The organism is Pseudomonas sp. LTR0 (assembly GCF_036630035.1).
GTDB lineage: Bacteria > Pseudomonadota > Gammaproteobacteria > Pseudomonadales > Pseudomonadaceae > Aquipseudomonas > Aquipseudomonas putida_Y.
On the sequence record NZ_CP123734.1, the window covers coordinates 612,126 to 624,273 of the forward strand.

Annotated in this window: 5 protein-coding genes, 2 tRNA genes and 3 rRNA genes; 9 read left to right on the plus strand and 1 reads right to left on the minus strand. The window is 55.7% G+C overall.

What is annotated here, in order from left to right:
- The first annotated feature begins 12 nt into the window (after positions 1-12).
- The 9 genes from QCL51_RS02835 to QCL51_RS02875 all read left to right on the plus strand — a co-directional run bounded on the left by QCL51_RS02835 (position 13) and on the right by QCL51_RS02875 (position 11,562).
- On the plus strand, positions 13-1,506 hold the full coding sequence (locus QCL51_RS02835; protein WP_003255276.1) for a CoA-acylating methylmalonate-semialdehyde dehydrogenase: 1,494 nt from the start codon (positions 13-15) through the stop codon (positions 1,504-1,506).
- A 1,039-nt stretch (positions 1,507-2,545) separates the two neighbouring features.
- Positions 2,546-4,082, plus strand: a 16S ribosomal RNA gene (locus tag QCL51_RS02840).
- Between the two features lie 84 nt (positions 4,083-4,166).
- Positions 4,167-4,243: transfer RNA gene (locus QCL51_RS02845), tRNA-Ile, on the plus strand.
- A gap of 25 nt (positions 4,244-4,268) precedes the next feature.
- Positions 4,269-4,344: transfer RNA gene (locus QCL51_RS02850), tRNA-Ala, on the plus strand.
- 243 nt (positions 4,345-4,587) lie between these two features.
- Positions 4,588-7,480 (plus strand): 23S ribosomal RNA (locus QCL51_RS02855).
- Positions 7,481-7,611: 131 nt separating this feature from the next.
- Positions 7,612-7,727: ribosomal RNA gene (gene rrf / locus QCL51_RS02860) — 5S ribosomal RNA — on the plus strand.
- The 16S, 23S and 5S rRNA genes sit together here with 2 tRNA genes alongside, the layout of an rRNA operon.
- A gap of 272 nt (positions 7,728-7,999) precedes the next feature.
- Positions 8,000-8,659, plus strand: coding sequence for a paraquat-inducible protein A (locus QCL51_RS02865; protein ID WP_021784207.1), 660 nt, complete (start codon positions 8,000-8,002; stop codon positions 8,657-8,659).
- Entirely contained in the window at positions 8,646-9,269 is a 624-nt protein-coding gene (locus tag QCL51_RS02870) for a paraquat-inducible protein A (RefSeq protein WP_021784206.1), read from the plus strand. The genes QCL51_RS02865 and QCL51_RS02870 overlap by 14 nt, the downstream gene beginning before the upstream one ends.
- Positions 9,262-11,562, plus strand: a complete 2,301-nt coding sequence (locus QCL51_RS02875) for an MlaD family protein (RefSeq protein WP_338444584.1) — start codon at positions 9,262-9,264, stop codon at positions 11,560-11,562. Before QCL51_RS02870 ends, QCL51_RS02875 begins: the two co-directional genes overlap by 8 nt.
- Positions 11,563-11,722: 160 nt before the next feature.
- Here the strand turns inward: QCL51_RS02875 and rpsT are convergent, their stop codons facing one another.
- Positions 11,723-12,001, minus strand: a complete 279-nt coding sequence (gene rpsT, locus QCL51_RS02880; RefSeq protein WP_003247625.1) for a 30S ribosomal protein S20 — start codon at positions 11,999-12,001, stop codon at positions 11,723-11,725.
- Positions 12,002-12,148 lie beyond the last annotated feature (147 nt).

The following is a 12,148-nucleotide window of genomic DNA, read 5'->3' on the forward strand; positions in this document are numbered from 1 at the left end:
CTGGAGTTTTGCATGAGCATTGTTCAGCACCTGATTCACGGCGAACTGGTTACCAAAGGTGAGCGCACCGCCGATGTCTTCAACCCGTCCACTGGCCAGGCCGTTCGCAAGGTCGAACTGGCCAGCCGCGCAACTGTTCAGGAAGCGATCGATTCCGCCAAGGCTGCCTTCCCGGCCTGGCGCAACACCCCACCGGCCAAGCGTGCCCAGGTGATGTTCCGCTTCAAGCAACTGCTGGAGCAGAACGAAGCCAAGATTTCGCAGATGATCAGCGAAGAGCATGGCAAGACCCTGGAAGACGCCGCCGGCGAACTGAAGCGTGGTATCGAGAACGTCGAGTTCGCGTGTGCAGCCCCAGAAGTGCTGAAGGGTGAGTACAGCCGCAACGTCGGTCCGAACATCGACGCCTGGTCCGACTTCCAGCCGTTGGGCGTGGTTGCCGGTATCACCCCATTCAACTTCCCGGCCATGGTGCCGCTGTGGATGTACCCACTGGCCATCGCCTGCGGCAACGCATTCATCCTCAAGCCTTCCGAGCGTGACCCGAGCTCGACCTTGTACATTGCCCAGTTGCTGCTGGAAGCCGGGCTGCCGAAGGGCATCCTCAACGTGGTGCACGGTGACAAGGAAGCGGTGGATGCGCTGATTGAAGCACCGGAAGTGAAAGCACTGAGCTTCGTGGGTTCTACCCCGATCGCCGAGTACATCTATGCCGAAGGCACCAAGCGTGGCAAGCGTGTACAAGCCTTGGGGGGCGCGAAGAACCACGCGGTGCTGATGCCGGATGCCGACCTGGACAACGCAGTCAGTGCCCTGATGGGCGCGGCTTACGGTTCATGTGGCGAGCGTTGCATGGCCATTTCGGTAGCCGTGTGCGTAGGCGACCAAGTGGCCGATGCCCTGATTGCCAAGCTGGAGCCACAGATCAAGGCGCTGAAGATTGGTGCCGGCACCTCGTGTGGCCTGGACATGGGCCCGCTGGTGACTGCGGCAGCGCGTGACAAGGTCGTGGGTTACATCGATGACGGTGTTGCTGCTGGCGCCAAGCTGGTGGTGGATGGCCGTGGCTTCCGTGTGGCAGGTAATGAAGATGGCTACTTCGTGGGTGGCACCCTGTTCGACAAGGTGACCCCGGAGATGCGCATCTATAAAGAGGAGATCTTTGGCCCGGTGCTGTGCGTGGTCCGGGTTAATAGCCTGGAGCAGGCCATGCAGCTGATCAACGATCACGAGTATGGCAACGGCACTTGCATCTTTACCCGTGACGGTGAAGCGGCCCGTCTGTTCTGCGACGAGATCGAGGTGGGTATGGTGGGTGTCAACGTACCGCTGCCGGTGCCGGTGGCCTACCACAGCTTTGGTGGCTGGAAGCGTTCTCTGTTTGGTGACCTGCATGCCTATGGTCCGGATGGTGTGCGCTTCTATACCCGTCGTAAGGCAATTACCCAGCGTTGGCCACAGCGGGCCAGCCATGAAGCGTCGCAGTTTGCATTCCCTAGCCTTTAAGGTGGGTAAGCAAAGCGGAGAGGCCGTCAGGCCTCCCCGCTTTGTTTTTGGGGTTTGGTTGTTGCTGTTGTAGGGGGGGCTGTTTTGAGAGGGCGTTGGCTATGAGATGTGTCCGCCATCACCTTTGCAGTGCCTGTGAGATCGAGCGCCGCCCGCGCGGCGCATCGCGAGCTGCGCTCGCTCCTACGTTTGTTTCGGGCCAGTCACGCCTGTGATAGGCGCGCGCGACCGCCTTGTTTGTACGACGCGATATCGCGCCATGCGCCAAGGCGCTCGCGCGCAAATCCCCCAGAAATAATTGGCCCGAAACAAACGTAGGAGCGAGCGCAGCTCGCGATGCGCTTGTTTGTACGACGCGATATCGCGCCATGCGCCAAGGCGTTCGCGCGCAAATCCCACAGGCATAATTGGCCCGAAACAAACGTAGGAGCGAGCGCAGCTCGCGATGCGCCGCGCGGGCGGCGCTCGATCTCACAGGCGCTGAATGTGTTGCGGCGAGCACCTGGTGGCCTTGATACGGTCTTCACCTGGAATATTCCAAATAAATGAAATTAAAGGTTGACGCGCTTTCGAATCCCCTTATAATGCGCCCCACTTCCAGCGACATCGGAACGAAAAACTCCTTGATATTCAACGAGTTAAGTAGTTAAGGCGAAAGCTGGAGGGGCTGCGATCAAATGATCGAAAGCGGTTGAAAAGGTGGTTGACAGTGCTTCTAAGTGCTGTATGATTCGCCTCCCGCTACGAGAGATCGCAGCGAGCCAAGTGTTTGAAGCTAAACGAGTTTCTCGCAAAAAACTTCAAAATAAACGCTTGACAGGCTTTGAGGAAAGCGTAGAATGCGCGCCTCGGTTGAGACGAAAAGCTCTTAACCAAACGCTCTTTAACAAATCGAATCAAGCAATTCGTGTGGGTGCTTGTGAGTACGGACTGATAGTCAAAAAGATTATCAGCATCACAAGTGACCATGCGAGAAATCACATAGTCATTTGAGATTGCTGAGCCAAGTTTAGGGTTTCTTAAAAACCCAAGCAGTATTGAACTGAAGAGTTTGATCATGGCTCAGATTGAACGCTGGCGGCAGGCCTAACACATGCAAGTCGAGCGGATGACGGGAGCTTGCTCCTTGATTCAGCGGCGGACGGGTGAGTAATGCCTAGGAATCTGCCTGGTAGTGGGGGACAACGTTTCGAAAGGAACGCTAATACCGCATACGTCCTACGGGAGAAAGCAGGGGACCTTCGGGCCTTGCGCTATCAGATGAGCCTAGGTCGGATTAGCTAGTTGGTGGGGTAATGGCTCACCAAGGCGACGATCCGTAACTGGTCTGAGAGGATGATCAGTCACACTGGAACTGAGACACGGTCCAGACTCCTACGGGAGGCAGCAGTGGGGAATATTGGACAATGGGCGAAAGCCTGATCCAGCCATGCCGCGTGTGTGAAGAAGGTCTTCGGATTGTAAAGCACTTTAAGTTGGGAGGAAGGGCAGTAAGTTAATACCTTGCTGTTTTGACGTTACCGACAGAATAAGCACCGGCTAACTCTGTGCCAGCAGCCGCGGTAATACAGAGGGTGCAAGCGTTAATCGGAATTACTGGGCGTAAAGCGCGCGTAGGTGGTTTGTTAAGTTGGATGTGAAAGCCCCGGGCTCAACCTGGGAACTGCATCCAAAACTGGCAAGCTAGAGTACGGTAGAGGGTGGTGGAATTTCCTGTGTAGCGGTGAAATGCGTAGATATAGGAAGGAACACCAGTGGCGAAGGCGACCACCTGGACTGATACTGACACTGAGGTGCGAAAGCGTGGGGAGCAAACAGGATTAGATACCCTGGTAGTCCACGCCGTAAACGATGTCAACTAGCCGTTGGAATCCTTGAGATTTTAGTGGCGCAGCTAACGCATTAAGTTGACCGCCTGGGGAGTACGGCCGCAAGGTTAAAACTCAAATGAATTGACGGGGGCCCGCACAAGCGGTGGAGCATGTGGTTTAATTCGAAGCAACGCGAAGAACCTTACCAGGCCTTGACATGCAGAGAACTTTCCAGAGATGGATTGGTGCCTTCGGGAACTCTGACACAGGTGCTGCATGGCTGTCGTCAGCTCGTGTCGTGAGATGTTGGGTTAAGTCCCGTAACGAGCGCAACCCTTGTCCTTAGTTACCAGCACGTTATGGTGGGCACTCTAAGGAGACTGCCGGTGACAAACCGGAGGAAGGTGGGGATGACGTCAAGTCATCATGGCCCTTACGGCCTGGGCTACACACGTGCTACAATGGTCGGTACAGAGGGTTGCCAAGCCGCGAGGTGGAGCTAATCTCACAAAACCGATCGTAGTCCGGATCGCAGTCTGCAACTCGACTGCGTGAAGTCGGAATCGCTAGTAATCGCGAATCAGAATGTCGCGGTGAATACGTTCCCGGGCCTTGTACACACCGCCCGTCACACCATGGGAGTGGGTTGCACCAGAAGTAGCTAGTCTAACCTTCGGGAGGACGGTTACCACGGTGTGATTCATGACTGGGGTGAAGTCGTAACAAGGTAGCCGTAGGGGAACCTGCGGCTGGATCACCTCCTTAATCGACGACATCAGCCTGCTGATGAGCTCCCACACGAATTGCTTGATTCATTGTAAAAGACGATGCTGTAAGCGACCCTGTTATAGGTCTGTAGCTCAGTTGGTTAGAGCGCACCCCTGATAAGGGTGAGGTCGGCAGTTCAAATCTGCCCAGACCTACCATTACATGGTATTCGCCGTTGAATACGGGGCCATAGCTCAGCTGGGAGAGCGCCTGCCTTGCACGCAGGAGGTCAGCGGTTCGATCCCGCTTGGCTCCACCACTTTCGCCGTATGCAGTAGCTTGTCAGAACTTAGAAATGAACATTCACCTCGAATGTTGATTTCTGACTTTTGTCAGATCGTTCTTTAAAAATTCGGATATGTGATAGATATAGACTGAACACCAGTTTCACTGCTGGTGGATCAGGCTAAGGTAAAATTTGTGAGTTCTGCTCGAAAGAGCAACGTACGAATTTTCGGCGAATGTCGTCTTCACAGTATAACCAGATTGCTTGGGGTTATATGGTCAAGTGAAGAAGCGCATACGGTGGATGCCTTGGCAGTCAGAGGCGATGAAAGACGTGGTAGCCTGCGATAAGCTTTGGGGAGTCGGCAAACAGACTGTGATCCAGAGATCTCTGAATGGGGGAACCCACTCAGCATAAGCTGAGTATCTTGTACTGAATACATAGGTGCAAGAGGCGAACCAGGGGAACTGAAACATCTAAGTACCCTGAGGAAAAGAAATCAACCGAGATTCCCTTAGTAGTGGCGAGCGAACGGGGACCAGCCCTTAAGTTGGTTTGAGATTAGTGGAACGCTCTGGAAAGTGCGGCCATAGTGGGTGATAGCCCCGTACACGAAAATCTCTTGTCAATGAAATCGAGTAGGACGGAGCACGAGAAACTTTGTCTGAATATGGGGGGACCATCCTCCAAGGCTAAATACTACTGACTGACCGATAGTGAACCAGTACCGTGAGGGAAAGGCGAAAAGAACCCCGGAGAGGGGAGTGAAATAGAACCTGAAACCGTATGCGTACAAGCAGTGGGAGCCTACTTTGTTAGGTGACTGCGTACCTTTTGTATAATGGGTCAGCGACTTATATTCAGTGGCGAGCTTAACCGAATAGGGGAGGCGTAGCGAAAGCGAGTCTTAATAGGGCGTTTAGTCGCTGGGTATAGACCCGAAACCGGGCGATCTATCCATGGGCAGGTTGAAGGTTAGGTAACACTGACTGGAGGACCGAACCGACTACCGTTGAAAAGTTAGCGGATGACCTGTGGATCGGAGTGAAAGGCTAATCAAGCTCGGAGATAGCTGGTTCTCCTCGAAAGCTATTTAGGTAGCGCCTCATGTATCACTGTAGGGGGTAGAGCACTGTTTCGGCTAGGGGGTCATCCCGACTTACCAAACCGATGCAAACTCCGAATACCTACAAGTGCCGAGCATGGGAGACACACGGCGGGTGCTAACGTCCGTCGTGAAAAGGGAAACAACCCAGACCGTCAGCTAAGGTCCCAAAGTCATGGTTAAGTGGGAAACGATGTGGGAAGGCTTAGACAGCTAGGAGGTTGGCTTAGAAGCAGCCACCCTTTAAAGAAAGCGTAATAGCTCACTAGTCGAGTCGGCCTGCGCGGAAGATGTAACGGGGCTCAAACCATGCACCGAAGCTACGGGTATCATCTTATGATGATGCGGTAGAGGAGCGTTCTGTAAGCCTGTGAAGGTGAGTTGAGAAGCTTGCTGGAGGTATCAGAAGTGCGAATGCTGACATGAGTAACGACAATGCGAGTGAAAAACTCGCACGCCGAAAGACCAAGGTTTCCTGCGCAACGTTAATCGACGCAGGGTTAGTCGGTCCCTAAGGCGAGGCTGAAAAGCGTAGTCGATGGAAAACAGGTTAATATTCCTGTACTTCCAGTTATTGCGATGGAGGGACGGAGAAGGTTAGGCCAGCCTGGCGTTGGTTGTCCAGGTTTAAGGTGGTAGGCTGAAATCTTAGGCAAATCCGGGATTTCAAGGCCGAGAGCTGATGACGAGTTGCCTTTAGGCGACGAAGTGGTTGATACCATGCTTCCAAGAAAAGCTCCTAAGCTTCAGATAACTGGGAACCGTACCCCAAACCGACACAGGTGGTTAGGTAGAGAATACCAAGGCGCTTGAGAGAACTCGGGTGAAGGAACTAGGCAAAATGGCACCGTAACTTCGGGAGAAGGTGCGCCGGCGAGGGTGAAGGACTTGCTCCGTAAGCCCATGCCGGTCGAAGATACCAGGCCGCTGCGACTGTTTATTAAAAACACAGCACTCTGCAAACACGAAAGTGGACGTATAGGGTGTGACGCCTGCCCGGTGCCGGAAGGTTAATTGATGGGGTTAGCGCAAGCGAAGCTCTTGATCGAAGCCCCGGTAAACGGCGGCCGTAACTATAACGGTCCTAAGGTAGCGAAATTCCTTGTCGGGTAAGTTCCGACCTGCACGAATGGCGTAACGATGGCGGCGCTGTCTCCACCCGAGACTCAGTGAAATTGAAATCGCTGTGAAGATGCAGTGTATCCGCGGCTAGACGGAAAGACCCCGTGAACCTTTACTATAGCTTTGCACTGGACTTTGAATTTGCTTGTGTAGGATAGGTGGGAGGCTTTGAAGTGGGGACGCCAGTTCTCATGGAGCCATCCTTGAAATACCACCCTGGCAACTTTGAGGTTCTAACTCAGGTCCGTTATCCGGATCGAGGACAGTGTATGGTGGGTAGTTTGACTGGGGCGGTCTCCTCCCAAAGAGTAACGGAGGAGTACGAAGGTGCGCTCAGACCGGTCGGAAATCGGTCGTAGAGTATAAAGGCAAAAGCGCGCTTGACTGCGAGACAAACACGTCGAGCAGGTACGAAAGTAGGTCTTAGTGATCCGGTGGTTCTGTATGGAAGGGCCATCGCTCAACGGATAAAAGGTACTCCGGGGATAACAGGCTGATACCGCCCAAGAGTTCATATCGACGGCGGTGTTTGGCACCTCGATGTCGGCTCATCACATCCTGGGGCTGAAGCCGGTCCCAAGGGTATGGCTGTTCGCCATTTAAAGTGGTACGCGAGCTGGGTTTAGAACGTCGTGAGACAGTTCGGTCCCTATCTGCCGTGGACGTTTGAGATTTGAGAGGGGCTGCTCCTAGTACGAGAGGACCGGAGTGGACGAACCTCTGGTGTTCCGGTTGTCACGCCAGTGGCATTGCCGGGTAGCTATGTTCGGAAGAGATAACCGCTGAAAGCATCTAAGCGGGAAACTTGCCTCAAGATGAGATCTCACTGGGATCTTGAATCCCCTAAAGGGCCGTCGAAGACTACGACGTTGATAGGTTGGGTGTGTAAGCGCTGTGAGGCGTTGAGCTAACCAATACTAATTGCCCGTGAGGCTTGACCATATAACACCCAAGCAATTTGCTGACGCAGATTGCGGTGGTGAAGACGAAAGACCCGAAAATTCGTAAGACCACAAATATCGCATATCCGAATTCGCTGGGCTGTCCATCTGGACATTCTGGCTACAGAATTTCTTGACGACCATAGAGCATTGGAACCACCTGATCCCATCCCGAACTCAGTAGTGAAACGATGCATCGCCGATGGTAGTGTGGGGTTTCCCCATGTGAGAGTAGGTCATCGTCAAGATTCATTTCGCAAAACCCCTATCTGCGCATGCAGGTAGGGGTTTTGTCTTTGTGGGCCAAAAATTCCGGGCCTGCTCGAATTGCTGTGGGGCATGCCGTGAAGCAGGCAACTCGGTGGAGGGCACCGGCTTCGCCGGTGATCGCGGGTAAACCCGCTCCTACAGAGAATGGTGCAACGGCAGGCAGGGGCGTATACCCTCCAGGCCAACGTCGCCTCCCACAATTCGAGCCAGAACACTAGAATAGCCCCACGCACCTATTCAGAAGCGCTATATGTCCAATTCTGTCGAACCTGAAACCCTGGCACAGTTGCCGTTGGACGAGCTTGTCGCCTGCCATGAATGCGACCTGCTGCTACGCAAGCCCGTGCTGCAGCATGATGAAAAAGCCCAATGCCCGCGCTGCGGCTACGAGCTCTATGCCCACCGGCACAATGTGGTCAATCGCAGCCTGGCCTTGGTGCTGGCGGCCCTTTTGCTGTTCGTGCCGGCCAATTTCCTGCCGATCATGCAGTTGCACCTGCTTGGTCAGACTTCAGACGATACGGTCTGGAGTGGCGTGCTAGGCCTGTACAACTCGGGAATGCGCGGTGTTGCCGTGGTGGTCTTGCTCTGTAGCATGGTCATTCCACTGGCGAAACTGCTCTGTCAGCTGGTCGTCCTGTTGAGCATCCGCCTGAACTTCGGGCGTGACTACGGCCTGGTCTTCTACCGTATCTATCACCACCTACGTGACTGGGGCATGCTCGAGGTCTATTTCATGGGGGTCCTGGTGGCCATCGTAAAGCTGGTGGATCTGGCCGAGCTGACCGTGGGCCTTGGGCTGTTCTGTTTCATCAGTCTGTTATTGATCCAGGTATGGCTCGAGGTGGTGATGTCGCCCCACCAGATCTGGAGTGCGTTATCAGGGGAGGACCTGCATGCGGGCGATTGACGCAGGCATTCTTGTCTGCAATGAGTGTCACGAACTGAACAGGCAAGAGGCTGACAGTACTTCGCAAACCTGCACACGCTGCGGCGCTATCGTGCATGCACGCCGGCCGAACAGTATCGTGCGTACCTGGGCGTTGCTGATTGCGGCGTCGATCCTCTACATACCAGCCAACATATTGCCGATCATGACCGTGAGTACCCTCGGTCAGGGCAGCCCGGACACCATCATGTCCGGGGTCATCACCCTGCTCAAACACGGCATGGTGCCCATTGCGGCTGTGGTGTTCATTGCCAGTATCCTGGTCCCCACGTTCAAGCTGGTGGGCATCGGCTTGCTGTTGTATTCCGTTCAGCGGCGGCAACCGCTTTCAGCCCGGCAGCGGATACTGATGTACCGCTTCATCGAATTCATTGGGCGCTGGTCCATGCTGGATATCTTCGTCATTGCCATCTTGGTGGCAGTGGTGAATTTCGGCCGAATAGCCAGTGTCGAAGCCAACCTGGGCGCTGTCGCCTTCGCAACTGTGGTGATCCTGACAATGCTTGCCGCTTTAACTTTCGATCCCCGACTGATTTGGGATAACACGGAGTCGGATGACGACCATGAGTGACCTGCCAACGGCTAAAACCCGCCCAGCCTCGAACTGGTCGGCCATCTGGATCCTGCCTTTGATTGCGCTGATGATCGGTGGCTGGCTCGCGTGGCAGGCCTACCGCGACGCTGGCGTGGAAATTGAAGTCCGCTTCGAGTCGGGAGAGGGTATCGTCGCCAACAAGACCGAGGTCATCTACAAGGGCATGCCGGTTGGCAAGGTGAAAAGCCTGGTGCTCGACGCCAAGGGCGACACGCAGGGGGTGATCGCTACCATCGAGATGAACAAGGCCGCCGAGCCCCATCTGAACAAAGGCACGCGTTTCTGGCTGGTGAAGCCGAGCGTCAGCCTGGCCGGAATATCCGGCCTTGAAACACTGGTTTCGGGCAACTACATCGCTGTTAGTCCGGGGGAGGGGGAGCGTACCAAACGCTTTGTGGCATTGAAGGTGGCACCACCGCTCTCGGACTCTGAGCCAGGCCTGCACCTGACCCTCAAGGCCGACAGGCTGGGCTCGCTCAACCGTGACAGCCCGGTGTTCTACAAGCAGATTCAGGTTGGCCGGGTGAAAAGCTACCGCCTGTCCGAGGACCAGAGCACAGTAGAGGTAAAAGTCTTCATCGAGCCGGCTTACGCCAGCCTGGTGCGCAAGCACACACGTTTCTGGAACGCCAGCGGTGTCAGCATCGATGCTTCGCTTTCGGGTGTGAAGGTGCGCAGTGAGTCGTTGTCGAGCATTGTGGCGGGTGGTATCGCTTTCGCCACGCCGGAGTACCGCAAGGACAGCCCGCCCACCGATCCGAGCCTGCCGTTCCGCCTGTACGAGGACTTCGATGCCGCCCAGGCGGGTATCCGGGTAAAAGTGAAGCTGAGCGATTATGAAGGCCTGCAGGCGGGTCGCACGCCGGTCATGTACAAGGGCATCCAGGTGGGCTCGCTGAAAGCCCTGAAGATGGAAGACAACCTGGCCAGCGCTTCGGCCGAGCTGACACTCGACCCACTGACCGAGGACTACCTGGTAGACGGGACCCAGTTCTGGGTAGTCAAGCCGTCGATTTCCCTGGCGGGAATCACTGGCCTGGAAGCGCTGGTCAAAGGTAACTACATCGCCATTCGTCCCGGTGAGAAGGGCGCACGGCCAGAGCGTGAGTTCGAGGCGCGTGCCAAGGCGCCGCCACTCGACCTCAAGGCGCCGGGCCTGCACATGGTGTTGTTCGCCGACACCTTGGGTTCGCTGGAAGTCGGCAGCCCGGTGATGTACCGCCAGGTGAAGGTGGGCAGCGTGCAGAGCTATCAGTTCGCTCGTAACAGCAATCGAATCCTGATCGGTGTGCATATCGAGAAGGAGTACGAGAAACTGGTCAATGGTTCGTCCCGCTTCTGGAATGTCAGTGGGATCACCCTGACCGGCGGCCTGTCGGGTATCAAGATCAAGAGTGAATCGCTGCAAACACTGATGGCCGGCGGTATTGCCTTCGATACGCCACGACCCGATGTACCGCTGAAGCGGCACATTCCACGCTTCCGTCTGCATGACAGCCAGGAAGCGGTAAACCGTGCGGGTACGTTGATCACCATCCGTGTAGAGCGTGCCGATGGCTTGAAACCGGGCACGGCCATCCGCTTCCGCGGCCTGGATGTGGGCAGTATCGAGAGCGTTGACCTCACCAATGACCTGCAGGCGGTACTGCTGCGGGCGCGTATTACCGAAGCGGCGGATCGTATTGCACGTGCCGGTACGCAGTTCTGGGTGGTCAAGCCGGCGCTGGGCCTGGTGCGCACTGAAAACCTCGACACCCTGATTGGTGGGCAGTACCTGGAGGTGCAGCCAGCAGCCAAGGACCGTGGGCCACAGCGCGATTTCATCGCTTTGGCCGATGCCCCACAGGTCGCAGGGCCAGAGGTCGGCCTGCCATTGACGCTCAGTGCGCCACGCCGCGGCTCGATCAAGCCGGGCGTGCCGGTTACCTATCGTGAGGTCAAGGTGGGCAAGGTGACAGGCTTCGAGCTGGGCCAGAACGCTGATCGCGTGCTGATTCATATCCTCATCGAGCCGCGCTATGCCGCCTTGGTGCGCAGTGGTAGCCGCTTCTGGAACAGCAGTGGTTTCGGTTTCGACTGGGGGCTGTTCAAGGGCGCTACAGTGCGTACCGAGTCGGTGGAAACCCTGATTGATGGCGGTATCGCCTTCGCAACGCCAGATGGCGAGCAGATGGGTAACCCGGCACGGCCGCGGCAGACCTTTGCCTTGTTCGACAAGGCCGAGGATGAATGGCTGCAATGGGCGCCGAAGATTCAGATAGCCAAGTGATGCAAGGGTAGGGCCGCCTGGCGCGGCCCCTGCTTTGTGGCGCTGCCCAAAGCATATCGGTCATCATGTGCAGGTTGCAGCAACGCGCATCGGTGACGGTGTATAAATCGCAGGCAACAAAAAACCGACCCTAGGGTCGGTTTTTCGACTAGCGCGTCGCTTAGGCAGCTGCAGCTTCTTTCAGCGCCTTGATGTGGCCATTCAGACGGCCTTTGTGACGAGCAGCCTTGTTCTTGTGGATGATACCCTTGTCGGCCATACGGTCGATTACAGGTACAGCCAGAACGTAAGCGGCTTGCGCTTTTTCGGCGTCTTTTGCGTCGATGGCTTTAACTACATTCTTGATGTAGGTGCGGACCATGGAACGCAGGCTGGCGTTGTGGCTGCGACGCTTCTCAGCCTGTTTTGCACGTTTCTTGGCGGAAGGTGTGTTGGCCACCGTCGAGCTCCTCGAAAGACTTTAGGTAAATAGCAAACAAAATAGGCCGCGAATCATGCCGATCAGTCGAGCGGATGTCAAGGCCACCTGCAAGGTTCCGCCGAGCGGTGCGCCAACAAGCGGGAAAGATTCCTTTCTGCTGCGCGA

Excerpts from the sequence above, each read along its gene's own strand:
- QCL51_RS02835 (WP_003255276.1), top strand. The coding sequence starts at position 13 with ATGAGCATTGTTCAGCACCTGATTCACGGCGAACTGGTTACCAAAGGT.
- QCL51_RS02865 (WP_021784207.1), top strand. The coding sequence starts at position 8,000 with ATGTCCAATTCTGTCGAACCTGAAACCCTGGCACAGTTGCCGTTGGAC.
- QCL51_RS02870 (WP_021784206.1), top strand. The coding sequence starts at position 8,646 with ATGCGGGCGATTGACGCAGGCATTCTTGTCTGCAATGAGTGTCACGAA.
- QCL51_RS02875 (WP_338444584.1), top strand. The coding sequence starts at position 9,262 with ATGAGTGACCTGCCAACGGCTAAAACCCGCCCAGCCTCGAACTGGTCG.